Annotated in this window: 9 protein-coding genes; 7 read left to right on the top strand and 2 right to left on the bottom strand. The window is 73.3% G+C overall.

Features of this window, described 5'->3' with window-relative positions:
- Positions 1–29 precede the first annotated feature (29 nt).
- Complete coding sequence (locus tag KSE_RS11475) at positions 30–3,074, top strand: bifunctional [glutamine synthetase] adenylyltransferase/[glutamine synthetase]-adenylyl-L-tyrosine phosphorylase (protein ID WP_014135472.1); 3,045 nt, start codon at positions 30–32, stop codon at positions 3,072–3,074.
- A 90-nt stretch (positions 3,075–3,164) separates the two neighbouring features.
- Here the strand turns inward: KSE_RS11475 and KSE_RS11470 are convergent, their stop codons facing one another.
- Positions 3,165–4,115, bottom strand: coding sequence for a phosphatase PAP2 family protein (locus KSE_RS11470; RefSeq protein ID WP_014135471.1), 951 nt, complete (start codon positions 4,113–4,115; stop codon positions 3,165–3,167).
- Between the two features lie 321 nt (positions 4,116–4,436).
- On the opposite strand from KSE_RS11470, the gene pulA reads away from it, so the two are divergent.
- The 6 genes from pulA (at position 4,437) to KSE_RS46225 (ending at position 18,597) form a co-directional block, all read left to right on the top strand.
- On the top strand, positions 4,437–9,995 hold the full coding sequence (pulA, locus tag KSE_RS11465) for a pullulanase-type alpha-1,6-glucosidase (protein ID WP_014135470.1): 5,559 nt from the start codon (positions 4,437–4,439) through the stop codon (positions 9,993–9,995).
- Positions 9,996–10,459: 464 nt separating this feature from the next.
- Entirely contained in the window at positions 10,460–12,814 is a 2,355-nt protein-coding gene (locus KSE_RS11460) for a M4 family metallopeptidase (RefSeq protein ID WP_014135469.1), read from the top strand.
- Positions 12,815–12,994: 180 nt separating this feature from the next.
- Positions 12,995–14,326, top strand: a complete 1,332-nt coding sequence (locus tag KSE_RS11455; RefSeq protein ID WP_014135468.1) for an ammonium transporter — start codon at positions 12,995–12,997, stop codon at positions 14,324–14,326.
- Positions 14,323–14,661 carry a P-II family nitrogen regulator gene (locus KSE_RS11450; RefSeq protein WP_014135467.1) on the top strand — a complete coding sequence of 113 codons (339 nt, stop codon included), beginning with the start codon at positions 14,323–14,325 and terminating at the stop codon, positions 14,659–14,661. Before KSE_RS11455 ends, KSE_RS11450 begins: the two co-directional genes overlap by 4 nt.
- A gap of 292 nt (positions 14,662–14,953) precedes the next feature.
- Complete coding sequence (locus tag KSE_RS11445) at positions 14,954–16,135, top strand: macrolide family glycosyltransferase (RefSeq protein ID WP_014135466.1); 1,182 nt, start codon at positions 14,954–14,956, stop codon at positions 16,133–16,135.
- A 323-nt stretch (positions 16,136–16,458) separates the two neighbouring features.
- On the top strand, positions 16,459–18,597 hold the full coding sequence (locus KSE_RS46225) for a carbohydrate binding domain-containing protein (RefSeq protein WP_014135465.1): 2,139 nt from the start codon (positions 16,459–16,461) through the stop codon (positions 18,595–18,597).
- Between the two features lie 96 nt (positions 18,598–18,693).
- Here the strand turns inward: KSE_RS46225 and KSE_RS11435 are convergent, their stop codons facing one another.
- The gene (locus KSE_RS11435) at positions 18,694–19,440 is read right to left on the bottom strand and encodes an SDR family oxidoreductase (RefSeq protein ID WP_014135464.1); all 747 of its coding nucleotides are present in this window, start codon (positions 19,438–19,440) and stop codon (positions 18,694–18,696) included.
- Positions 19,441–19,578: the final 138 nt, after the last annotated feature.

The following is a 19,578-nucleotide window of genomic DNA, read 5'->3' as shown; positions in this document are numbered from 1 at the left end:
ACAGGACGGTCACGGGAGGCGGGAACACGGTGGAGGAACGGTCCGGGAGCCGGATCAGCCGGCTGGAGACCCGACTGGTGCGGCGCGGGTTCTCCGACCCCGACCAGGCGGTGCGGCTGCTCGACGAACCGGCGCTGCACGGCCTCGCCGCCGACCCGGTGCTGCTGGACGCGATCGGCGCCGCCGCTGACCCCGACCAGGCGCTGCTCGGCCTGGCCCGGCTGCTGGAGGCGCTCGACCCGCACGAGCGGCACACCCTGCGCGACACCCTGACCACCTCCAAGCCGCTGCGCGACCGGCTGCTCGGCGTCCTCGGCGCCTCCACCGCGCTCGCCGACCACCTGGCCCGGCACCCCCGCGACTGGCACGCCCTGGTCTCCTTCGAACTGCGCGACATCCACCCCGGACGCGGCGAGTTCCTCGGCGAGCTCACCCGCCGGGTGTGGTCCGAGGAGGCCGCCGACCGGGCCGACGCGCTGCGCGCCGCCTACCGGCGCTGCCTGCTCGCCATCGCCGCCCGCGACCTGTCCGGCACCACCGACCTGCCGCAGACCGCCGCCGAACTCGCCGACCTGGCCGGCGCCACCCTGCAGACCGCCCTCGACATCGCCGCCGAACAGGACCCGGACGCCGCCGCGGCCTGCCGGCTCGCCGTGATCGGGATGGGCAAGTGCGGCGGCCGGGAGCTCAACTACGTCTCCGACGTCGACGTGATCTTCGTCGCCGAGGCCCGGGAGGGCGCCGACGAGCAGCGGGCCGTCCAGGCCGCCACCCGGCTCGCCGCGCACGCCATGCGGCTGTGCTCCGACACCACCGGCGAGGGCACCATCTGGCCGGTCGACGCCAACCTCCGCCCCGAGGGCCGCAACGGCCCGCTGGTGCGCACCCTCGCCAGCCACCTCGCCTACTACCAGCGCTGGGCCAAGACCTGGGAGTTCCAGGCCCTGCTCAAGGCCCGCCCGATCGCCGGCGACCCCGACCTCGGCCGCGCCTACGCCGAGGCCGTCGCCCCGCTGGTCTGGCAGGCCGCCGCCCGGGAGAACTTCGTCGCCGACGTCCAGCAGATGCGCCGCCGGGTGGTCGACGCGATCCCGGCCGGCGAACTCGACCGGCAGCTGAAGCTCGGCCCCGGCGGCCTGCGCGACGTCGAGTTCGCCGTCCAACTGCTCCAGCTCGTGCACGGCCGCACCGACGAGGCACTGCGCAGCGGCAACACCCTGGAGGCGCTGGCCGCGCTCAGCGCCGGCGGCTACGTCGGACGGGCCGACGCCGCCGCGCTGGACACCGCCTACCGCTTCCTGCGCACCCTGGAGCACCGGATCCAGCTCCAGCGGCTGCGCCGCACCCACCTGATGCCCACCGACCCCGCCGACCTGCGCCGGCTCGCCCGCACCATGGCCCCGCTGATCGGCGGGGAGACCAGGGACGACCCGGTCGCGGCGCTCCAGCGCGAGTGGAAGCGGCAGGCGGTGGAGGTCCGGCGGCTGCACGAGCGGCTGTTCTACCGGCCGCTGCTGGACGCCGTCGCCGAACTGCCGGTCGCCGAACTGCGGGTCACCGGCTCCGGCGCCGCCGGGCTCAGCGCCGAGGCCGCCAAGCAGCGGCTCGCCGCGCTCGGCTACGCCGACCCGGCCGCCGCGCTGCGGCACATCTCCGCGCTGGCCTCCGGGGTCAGCCGCAAGGCCGCGATCCAGCGCACCCTGCTGCCGGTGCTGCTCGGCTGGTTCGCCGACTCCGCCGACCCCGACGCCGGGCTGCTCAACTTCCGCCGGGTCTCCGACGCGCTCGGCCGCACCCCCTGGTACCTGCGGCTGCTGCGCGACGGGGGCGCCGCCGCCGAACAGCTCGCCCGGGTGCTCTCCGCCGGGCGGCTCGCCCCCGACCTGCTGCTGCGCGCCCCCGAGGCGGTCGCCATGCTCGGCGACGCCGGCGGGCTCGTCCCGCGCGGCCTGGCCGCCTTGGAGGCCGAGGTGCTGGCCGCCGTCGGCCGGGCCGGCACCCCCGCCGCCGGGGTCGCCGCCGCCCGGGCCGTCCGGCGCCGCGAGCTGTTCCGCACCGCCGCCGCCGACGTGCTCGGCCGGCTCGACGAGGACCCGGCCCGCGCCCTCGACCTGGCCGGCGAGGCGCTCACCTCGATCACCGCCGCCACCCTCCAAGGCGCGCTGCGCGCCGCGAGCGACGGCTGGGCGGCCCGCAACGGCGAACCGCCGACCCGGATCGCGATCATCGCGATGGGCCGGTTCGGCGGCCACGAGCTCGGCTACGGCTCCGACGCCGACGTGCTCTTCGTCCACGAGCCGCTGCCCGGCGCCTCCGACGAGGACGCCGCGAGGGCCGCCCGCGAGATCGTCGGCGAACTGCGCACGCTGCTCTCCGCGCCCTCCGTCGAGCCCCCGCTGCTGGTCGACGCCGACCTGCGGCCGGAGGGCCGCAACGGCCCGCTGGTGCGCACCCTCAGCTCGTACGCGGCCTACTACGCGCGCTGGTCGCACGCCTGGGAGAGCCAGGCGCTGCTGCGGGCCGAGGCGATGGCCGGCGACCCCGGGCTGGGCGGGCGGTTCCGCGAGCTGATCGACCCGCTGCGCTACCCCGCGGCGGGCGTCCCCGACCGGGACCTGCTGGAGATCCGCCGGATCAAGGCCCGGATCGAGTCCGAGCGGCTGCCGCGCGGCGCCGACCCCACCACCCACACCAAGATCGGCCGCGGCGGGCTGGCCGACGTCGAGTGGACGGTGCAGCTGCTCCAGCTCCGGCACGGCCACCAGGTGCCCGGCCTGCGCACCACCCGGACCAGGGCCGCGCTGGCCGCCGCGACCGAGGCGGGCCTGGTCGCCCCCGAGGACGCCCGGGTGCTGGACGCCGCCTGGGTGCTGGCCTCCCGGGTCCGGGCCGCGGTCATGCTGGTGCGCGGCCGGGCCGGCGACAGCTTCCCCGGTGACGCCCGGGAGCTCGCCGGGGTGGCGCGCTACCTGGGCTACGGGGTGGGGCACTCGGGGGAGCTGGTCGACGAGTACCGGCGGACGACGCGCCGGGCCCGCCGGGTGGTGGAGCGGCTGTTCTACGACGGCGGGTGAGGGGAGCGGGGGAGCCGGAACGCGGCGGGACCGCGGCGGGGGACGAGGGGTGTCCGTCCGGTGCCGCGGTCCCGGGGAGGCGGTGCCGTGCTACGCGTCGACCCTGGTGTCCCACTGGGTCGGGACGGTGAGCTCCGGCTCGACGCGCTCGCCCGGCGTGCGGGGGAGGCGGAAGGCCCAGGTGTGGTAGATCAGCCGGGCGGCCAGGAAGCCGACGGCGAGGCAGATCAGGCCGCCGACCGCGTCCAGCCAGAAGTGGTTGGCGGTGGAGACGATCACGCTGAGGGTGACCACCGGGTAGGCCAGGCCGAGCAGCCGGACCCAGGTGCGGCGGGCCAGGAAGAAGATCGTCAGGCCGCACCAGGTGGACCAGCCGATGTGCATCGAGGGCATCGCGGCGTACTGGTTGGAGACGTGCGCCCCGGCGCCGGAGGCGAGCGAGCCCCAGGTCTGGTGCAGGGTGACGGTGTCGACGAAGCCGCCGCCGGTCATCAGCCGGGGCGGGGCCAGCGGGAAGCAGTAGAAGCCGACCAGGGCGATGCCGGTGGTGACGAACAGGACCGTCCGGGAGGCGGCGTAGCGGCCGGGGTGGGAGCGGTAGAGCCAGACCAGCACGCCGATGGTGACGATGAAGTGCAGGGTGGCGTAGTAGTAGTTCATCCCGACGATCAGCCAGGTGACCGAGTTGACGCCGTGGTTGATCGAGCGCTCGACGGCGATGCCGAGGGCGTGCTCCAGGTCCCAGACCCAGGTGGCGTGCTTCTGCGCGATCGCGGCCTGTTCCGGGACGGCGTTGCGGACCAGCGAGTACAGCCAGTAGCTGATCCCTATCAGGGCGAGTTCGAAGAGCAGGTGCGGGCGGCGCGGCGTGCGGCGCTGCTCGCGCACCCGGCTGCGGACCGCGGCGGCGGGCGACTGGGCGACGCGGGTGGCTCCGGCGGGCGTGCGGGGGGTGTGCTCCGTGCCCGGGCCGGAACCGTCGTGCGTGGCCCGGTCGGCGTGTTCGGCGCCGGCTGGCTTCTTCTCGGTCGGTTCCCCCATGGACGAGAAGTCTGCCAGACGAGGTGTGGCCGCTTGCTCATCCTCTGGTCGGGGATTCTTCACCGACTGTCCCCCTACGGGGGTAGGGGTCGGTCGGTTTTCGAGGCGCATGCGCTCCATTGTGGCGCGCGGGTTACCAGGGGTCGAACCGGGGTCTGGTGCGGGTACGGACGCGGGCGGCGGCGGGGGGAGCGTTTCAGGTCACGACTCGGTACGACTCGGGCCCGAAATCACTTTCGCATCTTGCTGAAACATCTTGCAGGGCGCTAGGTTCCACGCCACCCACCCCTTGCCCGAGCGCCCCCGAGGGAGAGCCCTGCCGTGGCCGACGCCCCGTTCCGCCCCCAGCGCCGCACCACCCCGCACCGCCGCACCACCCCGTACCGCCGCCCCGGACGGGCCGCCGTCCTGGTCGCGGCCTCGCTGATCGCCGCCACCCTGGGCGCCGCCCCGCTGGCCGCCGCCGCGCCCGCCAAGCCGGCCGCCCCGCCGTCCGACCGGGAGCTGGCGGCCACCGCCGGCCGGCACGACCTGACCCGCGAGCAGTTCTACTTCGTGCTGCCGGACCGCTTCGCCAACGGCAGCACCGGCAACGACACCGGAGGCATCACCGGCGGGCGGCTGGACAACGGCCTCGACCCGGCCGACAAGGGCTTCTACCACGGCGGCGACCTCCAGGGCCTGATCGACAAGCTGGACTACATCCAGGACCTCGGCACCACCGCGATCTGGATGGCGCCGATCTTCAAGAACCAGCCCGTGCAGGGCGCCGGGGCGGACGCCTCGGCCGGCTACCACGGCTACTGGATCACCGACTTCACCCAGGTCGACCCGCACTTCGGCACCAACGCCCAGCTCAAGGAGCTGATCGACAAGGCCCACCAGCGCGGCATCAAGGTCTTCTTCGACGTCATCACCAACCACACCGCCGACGTCATCGACTACGCGGAGCAGACCTACGACTACCGCTCCGCGGGCGCCTACCCGACCCTCGACGCCGACGGCAACCCGGTCGACGAGACCGCCGTCGCCGACGCCCGGGCGCAGTGGCCGTCGACCACCAAGGACTCCTTCCCCTACACGCCGGTGTTCCGGGACCGGGCGGGCAGCACCGCCAAGACGCCGTCCTGGCTGAACGACCCGTCGCTGTACCACAACCGGGGCAACTCGACCTTCGTCGGCGAGTCCGCCACCGAGGGCGACTTCTCCGGCCTGGACGACCTGGACACCCAGAACCCGAAGGTCGTCGCGGGGATGGAGAAGATCTACCAGCAGTGGGTGGCCGAGACCGGCGTCGACGGCTTCCGGATCGACACCGTCAAGCACGTCAACCTGGCGTTCTGGGAGCAGTGGGCGCCCGCGCTGAAGCAGTTCGCCGCCCAGCGGGGCAACCAGAAGTTCTTCATGTTCGGCGAGGTGTACTCCGGCGACCCGGCGGTCACCTCCCCGTACGTCACCCGGGGCAAGCTGCAGGCCACCCTGGACTTCGCGTTCCAGGAGGCGGCCCGCACGTACGTCTCGCAGAACGGCTCGGCCAAGGCGCTCGGCGAGCTGTACGCGCAGGACTACCGGTACACCACCGCCGACACCGACGCCTACGAGCTGCCGACCTTCCTCGGCAACCACGACATGGGCCGGTTCGGCTCCTTCCTGCGCGGCGACAACCCGGGGGCCTCGGACGAGGCGCTGCTCGCCAAGGACCGGCTCGCCAACGAGCTGCAGTTCCTCACCCGCGGCCAGCCGGTGGTCTACTACGGCGACGAGCAGGGCTTCACCGGCGCGGGCGGCGACAAGGACGCCCGGCAGGACATGTTCGCCTCGAAGACCCCCTCGTACAACAGCGACGCCGTGATCGGCGGCACGCCCGGCCCGAAGGACCGCTACGGCACCGACGGCGCGCTCTACCGGGGCATCGCGGGCCTGGCGAAGCTGCGCAAGGACCACCCGGCGCTGGCCGACGGCGCCCAGGTCGAGCGGTACGCGGCGGACGGGCCGGGCGTGTACGCGTTCTCCCGGATCGACGCCAAGGAGCAGGTCGAGTACCTGGCGGCGGTCAACAACGCGGCCGAGCCGAAGACCGTCACGCTGGACACCTTCTCCGCCGGCATGGACTTCGACGGCCTGTACGGCTTCGGCGGCAAGGTCGCCAGCGGCGCGGACGGCAGGGTGACGGTCACCGTCCCGGCGATGTCCTCGCTGGTGCTGAAGGCGCGGCACAAGCTCGCCAAGCCGGCCGCCGGCCCGTCGGTCACCGTGAGCGCGCCGGCCGACGGTTCGTACGGCACGGTGACGCTGGGCGCGAGCGTGCCCGGCGGCGGGTTCAACCGGGTCACCTTCGCCGCGCAGGTCGGGGACGGGGCCTGGCAGACGCTGGGCACCGCCGACAACGGGGTCTACCGGGTCACCCGGAACCTGGACGGGGTCGCGCCCGGCACGGTCGTCCGGTTCAAGGCCGTCGTCGAGGACTCGGCGGGCCGACTCGCCTCCAGCACCGGGCAGTTCACCACCGGGCAGCAGCCGCCCGCGCCCGCGCCGAGCGCGGTGACCCGCGAGTACGCGGTGGTCCACTACCAGCGGCGGGACGGGGACTACGACGGCTGGAACCTCTACGCCTGGGGCGACCTCGCCGACGGCGAGGCGACCACCTGGCCGGAGGGGCACGGCTTCGTCGGACGCGACGCGTACGGCGCGTTCGCGTACGTGAAGCTGAAGGGCGGGGCGTCCGACGTCGGGTTCGTGGTGGAGAAGAACGGCACCAAGGACGTCGACCAGGACCGGCACGTCGACGTCTCCGCCACCGGCGAGGTGTGGATCAAGGAGGGCGACGCCACCGTCCGCACCGCCAACCCGGACGCCGCGCAGCCGGTGCCCGCGGGCAAGGCGGTCATCCACTACCGGCGGGCCGACGGCGACTACACCGGCTGGGGCCTGCACGACTGGACCGGCGCGGCCACCCCGACCGACTGGGGCAACCCGCTGATGCCCGTCCGGCAGGACGCGTACGGCGCGGTCTTCGAGGTGCCGCTGGCCGAGGGCGCGACCAGCCTCAGCTACATCATCCACAACGGCGGCGACAAGGACCTGCCGCAGGACCAGTCGCTGGACTTCGCCACCTCCGGCCGGGAGATCTGGATCGTCGGCGGGAAGGAGGGCCACCTGCTGCCGCAGAGCGCCGGCACCTCCTCGCAGCTCGACCTGGGCGCGGCCAAGGCCCAGTGGATCGACGCGAAGACCGTCGTGGTGCCCGCCAACTACGGTGCGGCCGACGCCCAGTTGAAGGGCGGCACCAGCGCCCAGCTGATCTACGACCCCGAGGGCGGGCTGACCGTCGACAAGGGCGTGCTCTCCAAGCCCGGCCACTGGATCCGGCTCAACCCGGCGGTCGGCCTCACCGACGCCCAGAAGGCCAGGTTCCCGCACCTGGCCGGGTACCGGGCGTTCACCGTCGACCCGCGCGACGCGGCCCGCACCACCGCCGCGCTGCGCGCCCAGCTGGTGTTCACCGAGCACCTGCCGAGCGGCGCCGCGCTGGCCGCGACCGGCGTGCAGACGCCCGGCGTGCTGGACGACCTGTACGCGGCGAAGGCGGCGTCCGCGCAGCTCGGCCCGGTGTACGCGGAGGGTGACGGCAAGGACAAGCGCAAGGGCGACAAGCGGAAGGTGACGCTGTCGCTGTGGGCGCCGACCGCGACCGACGTCGCGGTGCAGCTGTTCGACCGGGCGACCGGTGGCACCCCGAGGACCGTGCCGCTGAAGCGGGACGACGCGTCCGGCGTCTGGTCGCTGACCGGGGACGCGAAGGACCTGGACGGCAAGTACTACCTGTACCAGGTGGAGGTGTGGGCGCCGAGCGTCCAGCGGACGGTCACCAACTTGGTCACCGACCCGTACTCGACCGCGCTGTCCACCGACTCGAAGCGCAGCCTGGTCGCCGACCTGTCCTCGGCCGCGACCAAGCCCAAGGGCTGGGACCAGCACCGCAGTCCGGAGGCGATCCCGGCCGTCAGGCAGCAGATCCAGGAGCTGCACGTCCGGGACTTCTCGGCCGCCGACAGCACGGTGCCGGCCGACGAGCGGGGCACCTACCTGGCGTTCACCCGTTCCAAGTCGGCGGGCATGCAGCACCTGAAGGACCTGGCGAAGGCCGGGGTGACCACCATCCACCTGCTGCCGACCTTCGACATCGCCACCATCCGGGAGAACCGGGCCGACCAGAAGCTCCCGGCCTGCGACCTGGGCGCGCTGGCCGCCGACTCCGAGGAGCAGCAGGAGTGCGTGGCGGCCGTGCAGGCCGACGACGCGTACAACTGGGGCTACGACCCGCTGCACTACACCGTCCCGGAGGGCTCGTACGCCACCGACCCGAACGGCACCGCGCGCACCGAGCAGTTCCGGGCGATGGTGCAGGCGATGCACGAGGCGGGCCTGCGGGTGGTGCTGGACGTGGTCTACAACCACACCGCCGCCGCCGGGCAGGACGACAGGTCGGTGCTCGACAAGGTCGTCCCCGGCTACTACCAGCGGCTCAGCGACAGCGGGAAGGTCACCACCGACTCCTGCTGCGCCGACACCGCGCCCGAGCACGCCATGATGAACAAGCTGGTCGTCGACTCGGTGGTGACCTGGGCCAGGCAGTACCGGGTGGACGGCTTCCGGTTCGACCTGATGGGCCTGGACCCGAAGTCGACCATGCTGGACGTGCGTTCGGCACTGCGCGCGCTCACCCCGGAGAAGGACGGCGTCAGCGGCAAGGACGTCTTCCTGTACGGCGAGGGCTGGAACTTCGGGACGGTCGCCAACGACGCCCGGTTCGTCCAGGCCACCCAGGCCAACATGGCGGGCACCGGCATCGCGACCTTCAACGACCGGATCCGGGACGCCGGGCGCGGCGGCAACTACGAGCTGTCCTCGGCGCCGCAGCAGGGCTTCGCCTCCGGCCTGTTCACCGACCCGAACGGCTCGGACGCCAACGGCACCCCCGAGCAGCAGAAGGCCCGGCTGCTGCACCAGATGGACCAGGTCAAGGTCGGCTTGACCGGCAACCTGGCGGCTTACCGGTTCACCGACAGCGCCGGGAAGCCGGTCACCGGCGGCGGCGTCGACTACAACGGCTCGCCGACCGGCTACGCGGCCGAGCCGGGCGAGGCGGTGGAGTACCTGGACGCGCACGACAACGCCGACCTGTACGACGCGCTGGCGTTCAAGCTGCCGCAGGGCACCGCGCCCGCCGACCGGGCCCGGATGCAGGCGCTCGGCCTGTCGCTGACCGCGCTGAGCCAGGGCCCGGGCTTCGCCCAGGCCGGCAGCGACCTGCTGCGCTCGAAGTCGCTGGACGCCAACTCCTTCGACTCCGGCGACTGGTTCAACGCGATCGGCTGGGACTGCGGGCAGGGCAACGGCTGGGGCCGCGGCCTGCCGATGGCGGCCGACAACCGGTCGATGTGGGCCCGCGACAAGCAGCTGCTGGCCGACCCGAAGCTGCGGATGGGCTGCAACGAGACCGGCGCGAGCACCGCGATCTACCAGCAGTTCCTGACGATCCGGCAGTCCTCGCCGCTGTTCGCGCTGCCGACCGCGGCGGAGGTGCAGCGCCGGCTGTCCTTCCCGCTGTCCGGCACCGCCGGGGAGGACCCGGGCGTGATCACCATGCACCTGGACGGCACCGGGCTGAAGGGCGCCGAGAAGGGCCTCACGGTGGTCTTCAACGCCACCCCGAGCGAGCGGACCCAGACCGTGGCGGGCCTGCGCGGCAGCCGGCAGGAGCTGCACCGGACGCAGGCGAAGGGCGCCGACCCGGTGGTGAAGCGGGCCTCCTTCGACCCGGCGACCGGCACCTTCACGGTGCCGGCCCGGACGGTGGCGGTGTTCGTCCAGAACTGACGGTTTCCGCGCGGTAACAGGGGCCTCACCTCCGGGTGGGGCCCCTGGCCGTGGTGGCCGAAAACCGACGCCGCGCCGCGATGTTTGGCATGGACCTTCCCGAATCCGTCCCACCTGCCGGACCATGGGTGGCCAACGGGCGGTCCCGGGCGCGGTCATTAATCAGTCAATCCCTGGCATGCATCTGTCATTCGCATGGTGTTTGCTGCCAGGATTCCCCCGGCTGCGGACCTGACAGGCAGCCAGACCCCCGCCGGAGCAGCCCTCCCCAGGACCCCGGCGGCCGCAGCCCGGCACGCGCGTACCCCACGTGCCCGCACCGCGCACGCGCACCGCAACCGCAACCGCACCCTGCACCGCACCCCGCGCCGCGAACCGGCGGCAGGGGCCCCCGCTGCGCCGCAACCGCGGCCAGATTCTCTCCACCGCTCGTGACCCCGCGACGGTCGGTAAAGGAGTCCCGCATGTCTCGCCGCACGCATGCCCGCGTGAGCATGGCCGCCCTCGCGGCCACCACCGCCCTGCTGGTGACCGCGATCCCCGCCACGCTGGCCCAGGCCGCCCCGGCCGGCGCCCCCGCCCCGAGCGGCCAGGTCGCCGCCGAGCAGGCCGCCGCCGGCCACGCCCAGCTGATCTCCGCCGCGGACACCCGCGCTGCCGGGTTCGCCCAGGGCCTGGGCCTCGGCGCGACCGAGAAGCTGGTCGCGAAGGACGCGTTCAAGGACGCCGACGGCACCCAGCACTTCCGCTACGAGCGCACCTACGGCGGACTCCCCGTCCTCGGCGGCGACCTGATCGTCCACCAGGCCGCCAACGGCACCACCAAGGGCGTCGACCGGGCCTCCACCGCCACCCTGGACGGCCTCTCCACCACGCCCAAGCTGGCCGCCGCCAAGGGCCAGGCCGCCGCGCTCGCCGCGCAGGCCGGCTCCGCCCTGGAGACCGCGCCCCGGCTGGTGGTCTGGGCCGCCGACAACAACCCGCGGCTGGCCTGGGAGACCGTCGTCTCCGGCGCCCAGGAGGACGGCACCCCCAGCAAGCTGCACGTGCTCACCGACGCCACCAGCGGCGCCGTGATCCAGAAGTGGGAGGGCGTGCAGACCGGCACCGGCAACGGCGTCTTCGTCGGCAGCGTCACCCTGGGCACCTCGCAGTCGGGCTCGAACTACCAGCTCAAGGACCCGACCCGCGGCAACATGTACACCACCAACCTGAACAACGGGACCAGCGGCACCGGCACGCTGTACTCGAAGACCACCGACAGCTGGGGCGACGGCACCGTCTCCAACAAGGAGTCCGCGGCCGTCGACGCCCACTACGGCGTCGCCGCGACCTGGGACTACTACAAGAACACCTTCGGCCGCAGCGGCATCCGCAACGACGGCGTCGGCGCGTACAGCCGGGTCCACTACGGCAGCAACTACGTCAACGCGTTCTGGGACGACAGCTGCTTCTGCATGACCTACGGCGACGGCTCGGGCAACACCCACCCGCTGACCGAACTCGACGTCGCCGGCCACGAGATGACGCACGGCGTCACCTCCAACACGGCCGGCCTGAACTACTCCGGCGAGTCCGGCGGCCTCAACGAGTCCACCTCCGACGTGTTCGGCACCCTGGTCGAGTTCTACGCCAACCTGCCGAAGGACAACCCGGACTACCTCATCGGCGAACTGATCGACATCAACGGCAACGGCACGCCGCTGCGCTACCTGGACAAGCCCTCCAAGGACGGCTCCTCCGCCGACTCCTGGTACAGCGGCGTCGGCAACCTCGACGTCCACTACTCCTCCGGCGTCGGCAACCACTTCTTCTACCTGCTGTCCGAGGGCAGCGGCGCCAAGGTGATCAACGGCGTCAGCTACAACTCGCCCACCGCCAACAGCATCACCGTCACCGGCATCGGCCGGGACAAGGCCGCCGCCATCTGGTACCGGGCACTGACCACCTACTGGACCTCCACCACCAACTACGCCAGCGCCCGGGCCGGCACGCTCTCCGCCGCCACCGACCTGTACGGCGCCGGCTCCGCCGAGTACAACGCGACCGCGACCGCCTGGGCCGCCGTCAACGTCGGCTCGCTGCCCAGCACCGGCGGCCCGACCGTCACCAGCCCCGGCAACCAGTCGACCGCGCTGAACGGCGCCGCCAGCCTGCAGATCCAGGCCAGCGGCGGCACCGCGCCGCTCGGCTACACCGCCACCGGGCTGCCCACCGGCCTGTCGATCAACGCCTCCACCGGCCTGATCAGCGGCACCGCCACCGCCGCCGGCACCTACAACGTCACCGTCACCGCCAAGGACGCCGCCAACAAGACCGGCACCGCCTCCTTCACCTGGACCGTCACCAGCGGCGGCGGCACCGGCTGCACCCCGGCCCAGCTGCTCGGCAACCCCGGCTTCGAGACCGGCACCGCCAGCCCCTGGACCGCCTCCGCCGGCGTGGTCGACAACTCCTCCGGCCAGGCCGCGCACGGCGGCACCTGGAAGGCCTGGCTGGACGGCTACGGCTCCGCCCACACCGACAGCCTCTCGCAGACCGTCACCATCCCGGCCGGCTGCAAGGCCACCCTCAGCTACTGGCTGCACATCGACACCGCCGAGACCGGCAGCACCGTCTACGACAAGCTCACCGTCACCGTCAACGGCACCACGGTCGCCACCCACTCCAACGTCAACGCGGCCACCGGCTACACCCAGAAGAGCGTCGACCTGTCGGCCTACGCCGGGCAGAGCGTCACGGTGAAGTTCAACGCGGTCGAGGACGCCTCGCTGCAGACCTCCTTCGTGATCGACGACACCGCCGTCCAGACCAGCTGACCCACCCTCACCAGCCGTTGCCCGGCAGCCGCCCCGCGGCCGCCGGGCAACGGCGCGGGTGCGTCCAGGGGCGTCCGGGGGCGTCCGGGCGGTGAGATTCCGGAAACCCCCGGGCAACACGAAACACCGTCGAAACACCCGTGACGGCGGCGCGAAATCCGGCCCGGCGACACTCCCCGCATGCTCCTCGCTGACACCCCACCCACCCTGGACAGCGGCGACACCGCCTGGCTGCTGGCCTGCACCGCGCTCGTGCTGCTGATGACCCCGGGCCTGGCGCTGTTCTACGGCGGCATGGTGCGCACCAAGAGCGTGCTCAACATGATCATGATGAGCTTCGTCTCGATCGCCGTGGTCACCGTGGTCTGGCTGCTGGCCGGCTACTCGCTGGCCTTCGGCAAGGACGCCGGCTGGGGCCTGATCGGCTCCCTCGACCACCTCGGGATGGCCGGGATCACCCCGCACGACCTCACCGGGGACGTCCCCACCCTGCTGTTCGCGACCTTCCAGCTGACCTTCGCGATCATCACCGCCGCGCTGATCTCCGGCGCGATCGCCGACCGCGCCAAGTTCGGCTCCTGGGTCGCCTTCACCGCCGTCTGGACGCTGCTGGTCTACGTGCCGGTCGCGCACTGGGTGTTCGCTCCCGACGGCTGGATCCTCAAGCACCTCGGCGCCCTCGACTTCGCCGGCGGCACCGTCGTCGAGGTCAACTGCGGCGCCAGCGGCCTCGCCCTCGCCCTGCTGCTCGGGCCGCGGCTCGGCTTCAAGAAGGAGGCGATGCGCCCGCACAACCTGCCGCTGGTGCTGCTCGGCGCGGGCCTGCTCTGGTTCGGCTGGTTCGGCTTCAACGGCGGCTCCGCGATGGGCGCCAACGGCCTGGCCGCCGCCGCCGTCCTCAACACCCAGGCGGCCGGCTGCGCGGGCCTGCTCGGCTGGCTGCTGGTCGAGAAGAAGCGCGACGGCCACGCCACCACCCTCGGCGCCGCCTCCGGCGCGGTCGCCGGACTCGTCGCCATCACCCCCTCCTGCGGCAGCGTCGACCTGTTCGGCGCGCTGGTCATCGGCCTCGCCGCCGGACTGGTCTGCTGCTACGCCGTCAGCTGGAAGTTCCGCTTCGGCTACGACGACTCGCTCGACGTGGTCGGCGTGCACTTCGTGGCCGGCGTCCTCGGCACCGCGCTGATCGGCCTGTTCGCCACCTCGGTGATGACCGGCGGCCCCGCCGGACTGCTGCACGGCGGCGGCCCCGGCCAGCTCTGCAAGCAGCTGGTCGCCGTCCTGGCGGTCGCCTGCTACGCGTTCGGCGCGACCTACGGCATCGGCCGGGCGATCGACCGGCTGATCGGCTTCCGGGCCGAGCCCGAGCACGAACTGACCGGCCTCGACCTCGCCGTGCACGCCGAGAACGCGTACGATCACGGCGTCCTGGGCCACGGCTCCGCCAGCGCCCACGCCACCAGCGTGCACCCGCACGGTGCGCCCGCCTCCGACAGGACCCGCACGGTATGAAGCTGATCACCGCCGTCGTCAAGCCGTTCAAGCTGGACGAGGTCAAGACCGCGCTGCAGGAGCTCGGCGTGCACGGCCTGACCGTCACCGAGGCCAGCGGCTACGGGCGGCAGCACGGCCACACCGAGGTGTACCGCGGCGCGGAGTACCGGATCGACCTGGTGCCGAAGGTCCGGATCGAGGTCGTGGTGGAGGACGAGGACGCCGAGCGGGTCACCGACGCGATCGTCGCCGCCGCCCGGACCGGGAAGATCGGCGACGGCAAGGTGTGGGTGGTGCCGGTGGACGGCATCGTCCGGGTCCGCACCGGCGAGCGCGGGCCGGACGCGGTCTGACGACCGGTCAATCCGCTTGAGGCTCCCGGGGTTTCCGGCCCCCGGGAGCCTTCCGCGTTCCGCGGGGCGTTCTGCGGGGCGTTCCGCGGGGCGTCCGTTAATCGGATGCGGGGCGGGCGGTTCCGGGTTAGGGTCCCGGCATGTCCTCCTTCCAGCAGATCTACGGCTGACGCGGCCGGGGCAGTGCCCCGAGCCCACGCGTCCCGCCCGCCCGCGCGCGCCCGAACGACGGTGCCCCGGCGGTGCGGTGTGTTGTCCACGCCCCCGTAGAACGGAAGCAGGTGCTCTCCGCATGACCCGTGTACCCCGTCGCGCCCACATCGCCATGGTCGGCATCCCGGCCGTCAGCCACGTCCGCCCGAGCCTGGAGGTGATCCGCGAACTCGTCGCCCGCGGCCACCGGGTGACGTACGCCAACGACCCCTCGGCCGCCGAACTGATCGCCCCCACCGGCGCCGAGCTCGTCCCCTGCCCCTCCACCCTGCCGGTCGCCGACCACGACTGGCCGGACGACCCGATCGCCGCGATGCGGGTCTTCCTGGAGGACGCCATCGCCATGCTGCCCCGGCTGCGCGCGCACTACGACGCCGACCCCGCCGACCTCTACCTGTACGACATCGGCGCGTACGCGGCCCGGGCGCTGGCCGAGGCGCAGCGGCGGCCGATCGTGCAGCTCTCGCCGACGATCGTCGGCTGGGACGGCTACCAGGACGAGATCGGCGGCCGGCTGCGGCAACTGCCGGGTGCCGACGCCTACTTCGCCCGGTTCGCGGAGTGGCTGGCGGGCAGCGGCGCCACCACGCTCGACGTCGACGCGTTCTCCGGGCGGCCCGAGCGGGCCGTCGCGATGATCACCGAGGCGATGCAGCCGCACGCCGACCGGGTCGACCGGAAGGCGGTGGACTTCGTCGGCCCGTGCTTCGACCTGCGGGCCGAGCAGGGGAGTTGGCGGCGTCCCGCCGGGGCGGAGCAGGTGCTGCTGGTCTCGCTCGGCTCGGCCTTCACCCGGCAGCCGGAGTTCTACCGCAACTGCCTGGCCGCCTTCGGCGACCTCCCCGGCTGGCACCTGGTGCTGCAGATCGGGAAGCACACCGACCCGGCGGAGCTGGGGGAGGTCCCGGCCGGCGTCGAGGTGCGCTCCTGGGTGCCGCAGCGCGCGGTGCTGGCGCAGGCCGACGCCTTCGTCACGCACGCCGGCATGGGCGGCTGCGGGGAGGGCCTGCTCGCCGGGGTGCCGATGATCGCGGTGCCGCAGGCCGCCGAGCAGTTCATGAACGCCGACCGGCTGGTCGAGCTCGGCGTCGCCCGCCGGATCGACACGGCGGACGCCACCCCGCAGGCGCTGCGGGCGGCGCTGGCCGAGCTGGTCGGCGACCCGGCGGTGGCGGCCCGCTCGCGCGAACTGCGCGCGCGGGCGGCGTCCGAAGGCGGCACCGCCCGGGCCTGTGACCTGATCGAGCGGCAGTTGGGCTGAGCCGCGGCGGCCGCCGCGGCCGCGCCGGGAGCGCCGGTCCACCGTTGACGAACCGTCAGCGGGGGCCGGCGCTGCCGTTCGCGCGGGGGACCAACGGCAGGTCACGGGCGTGCAACCTCCCTTGACGGGGGTCCGAGCGAACCCTATGGTCATGCCACTGCAAGTTTCCAGCAAGTTTCAACGTGTTTGCAGCGTCCTTGCAGTAGCGACCCTCCCCCCGTCGCGCTGACGGCACCACCCCCGCCGTCGCGGCCCCCCACCCTGCCGCCCTCCCGTTCCGTGACCTGCGTCCGCGGCCCGGGTCTCCCCCCAGGAGCTCCCCCTTGCCCACTTCCGCCCCCACCCGCAGAAGGCGCCTCGCCGCCGCCGGCACCGCGCTCGCCGCCCTCGGCCTCTCGGTCGGCGCCGGGTTCGCGCTCGCGCCCACCGCCACCGCCACCCCGCCGGGCGGCAAGGACGTCACCGCCACCCTGTTCGAGTGGAAGTTCGACTCGGTGGCCAAGGCGTGCACCGACACCCTCGGCCCCAAGGGCTACGGCTTCGTCGAGGTCTCCCCGGCCGAGGAGCACGTCCAGGGCAGCCAGTGGTGGACCTCCTACCAGCCCGTCAGCTACAAGATCGCCGGCCGGCTCGGCGACCGCGCCTCGTTCCGGAACATGGTCGCCGCCTGCCACGCCGCGGGCGTCAAGGTGATCGCCGACGCGGTGGTCAACCACATGAGCGCGGGCAGCGGCACCGGCACCGGCGGCACCAACTACACCAAGTACACCTACCCGGGTTACTACCAGGACCAGGACTTCCACTCCTGCCGGACGTCGATCAGCAACTACGGCGACCGCTCCAACGTGCAGAACTGCGAGCTGGTCGGCCTCTCCGACCTCAACACCGGCTCCGCCTACGTGCAGCAGACCATCGCCGACTACCTGAGCGACCTGCTGACCCTGGGCGTCGACGGCTTCCGGATCGACGCCGCCAAGCACATCGCCGCGAGCGACCTGGCCGCGATCAAGTCCAAGGTGAGCAACCCGAACGCCTACTGGGTGCAGGAGGTCATCTACGGCGCGGGCGAGGCCGTCCAGCCCGGCGAGTACACCGGCACCGGCGACGTCGACGAGTTCCGCTCCGCGACCTGGCTGAAGAGCGCCTTCAACGGCGGGAGGATCTCCGACCTGCAGAGCTGGGGCAGCGGCCTGCTCGGCTCCGCCCAGGCCCGCACCTTCGTCGACAACTGGGACACCGAGCGCAACGGCTCCACCCTCACCTACAAGTACGGCTCCGCGTACACGCTGGCCAACGTCTTCATGCTGGCCAACCCGTACGGCTCGCCGAACGTCTACTCCGGCTACGCGTTCAGCGGCAACGACGACGGCCCGCCCAACGGCGGCACCGTCAACGCCTGCTACCAGGACGGCTGGAACTGCACCCACGCCTGGCGGCAGGTCGCCAACATGGTCGGCTTCCGCAACGCGGTCGCCGGCACCGGCCTCACCAACTGGTGGTCCAACGGCAACAACGCGATCGGCTTCGGCCGCGGCGACAAGGGCTACGTCGCGATCAACCGGGAGTCCGGCGCGATCACCCAGACCTTCCAGACCTCGCTGCCGGCCGGCGTCTACTGCGACGTCCAGCACGGCGACCCGGTGAACGGCGGCGGCTGCACCGGCCCGACCCACACCGTCGGCACGGACGGCAGGTTCACCGCCACCGTCGGCGCGGGCGACGCGGTCGCGCTGTACGTCGGCGCGGGCGGCGGGTCCGCCGCGACGCCGACCCCGACCCCGTCCGCTTCCGCCTCGGCCTCGGCCTCGGCCACTGGCACCGGGAACAGCGCCACCGTCTTCTACTCGACGAACAGGAACTGGTCGGCCTACGACCTGCACTACGCGCCCACCGGCGGCAGTTGGACCACCGTGCCCGGCGTCGCGATGGACGCGGCGTGCACCGGCTGGGTGAAGAAGACCGTCGCCCTGGGCGGCGCCACCGGCCTCACCGCCACCTTCAACAACGGCAACGGCACCTGGGACAACAACGGCGGCAACAACTACCCGCTGGGCGCCGGGAACGTCACCGTCAAGGACGGCGCGGTCGGCTCCGGCGACCCGTGCGCGACGGCGTCGGCTTCGGCGTCGGCGTCCGCTTCGCCGTCGGCCACCGCTGCGCCGTCGGTCGGGACCGGCGCGTCCTTCGCGGTGAACGCGACCACCGTGGTCGGCCAGAACATCTACGTGGTCGGCGACGCGGCCGAGCTCGGCGGCTGGGACACCTCGAAGGCGCTGCCGCTCTCTGCCGCGGCCTACCCCGTGTGGAAGCTGGACGCGGCGCTGAACCCGGGCACCGCGATCCAGTACAAGTACGTCCGCAAGGACGCCGCCGGGAACGTCACCTGGGAGAGCGGCGCCAACCGCACCGCGACCGTCCCGGCGAGCGGCAAGGTGGTGCTGAACGACACCTGGCGGGGCTGAGCCCGGCGGGTGGCGCGCGGAATCCCGGCTCCGGGGGAGCCGGGATTCCGGCGCGTCCGGGGCGGGGCGGGGCGGGGCGCCGTCCGGGCGGAGGCGTCAGCCGCGGCCGATGTACGGCATGGCGGTGGCCATCACGGTGGCGAACTGCACGTTCGCCTCCAGCGGCAGCTCCGCCATGTGCCGCACCGTCCGGGCCACGTCCGCGACGTCCATGGTCGGCTCGGGCGCGGTCCGGCCGTCGGCCTGCCGGACGCCCGCGCCCATCGCCGAGGTCATGTCGGTGGCCGCGTTGCCGATGTCGATCTGCCCGCAGGCGATCCGGTACGGGCGGCCCTCCAGGGAGAGGGCGCGGGTCAGGCCGGTGACGGCGTGCTTGGTCGCGGTGTAGGCGATCGCGTGCGGGCGGGGCACGTGGGCGGAGACCGAGCCGTTGTTGACGATCCGGCCGCCCTGCGGGTCCTGCGCCCTCATCCGGCGGAACGCGGCCTGCGCGCAGAGGAACGCGCCGGTCAGGTTGAGGTCGACCACGGCCCGCCAGTCGGCCGCCGCGACCTCCTCGACCGGGGCGGACGGGCCGAACATCCCGGCGTTGTTGAACAGCAGGTCGACCCGGCCGAAGTGCCCGGTCGCGGCGTCGAACAGCGCCTCGACCTGCCGTTCGTCGGTGACGTCGGCGGGCACCGCCAGCACCCGTCCGGGCCCGAGCCCGGCGGCGGTCTCCGCGAGCGGCCCGGCCCGGCGCCCGGCCAGCACCAGCCGCCAGCCGGCCGAGGCGAGTTCGCGGGCCACGGCGCGGCCGACGCCGCTGCCCGCGCCGGTGATGACGGCAACCTGCTGGGACACGCGCACACTCCTCGGGGTGGTTCACGGACGCGGACCCCCATGATCGCCGGGCCGGGCCGCCGCGTCAGCCGGAGGAACGTCCAGGCCGCGCCGCGCCGGGCCCGGGGGCCCGCGAGTCGCGCCGCGCCGGGCCGGCGT

The organism is Kitasatospora setae KM-6054, assembly GCF_000269985.1.
GTDB classification, from domain to species: Bacteria; Actinomycetota; Actinomycetes; order Streptomycetales; family Streptomycetaceae; genus Kitasatospora; species Kitasatospora setae.
This window is presented reverse-complemented; position numbering and strand designations above follow the sequence as displayed.

What these genes read in the sequence shown, in the direction of transcription:
- KSE_RS11460 (WP_014135469.1), top strand. Translation starts at nt 10,460, where the DNA reads ATGTCTCGCCGCACGCATGCCCGCGTGAGCATGGCCGCCCTCGCGGCC.
- KSE_RS11450 (WP_014135467.1), top strand. Translation starts at nt 14,323, where the DNA reads ATGAAGCTGATCACCGCCGTCGTCAAGCCGTTCAAGCTGGACGAGGTC.
- KSE_RS11445 (WP_014135466.1), top strand. Translation starts at nt 14,954, where the DNA reads ATGACCCGTGTACCCCGTCGCGCCCACATCGCCATGGTCGGCATCCCG.
- KSE_RS11470 (WP_014135471.1), bottom strand. Translation starts at nt 4,115, where the DNA reads ATGGGGGAACCGACCGAGAAGAAGCCAGCCGGCGCCGAACACGCCGAC.
- KSE_RS11455 (WP_014135468.1), top strand. Translation starts at nt 12,995, where the DNA reads ATGCTCCTCGCTGACACCCCACCCACCCTGGACAGCGGCGACACCGCC.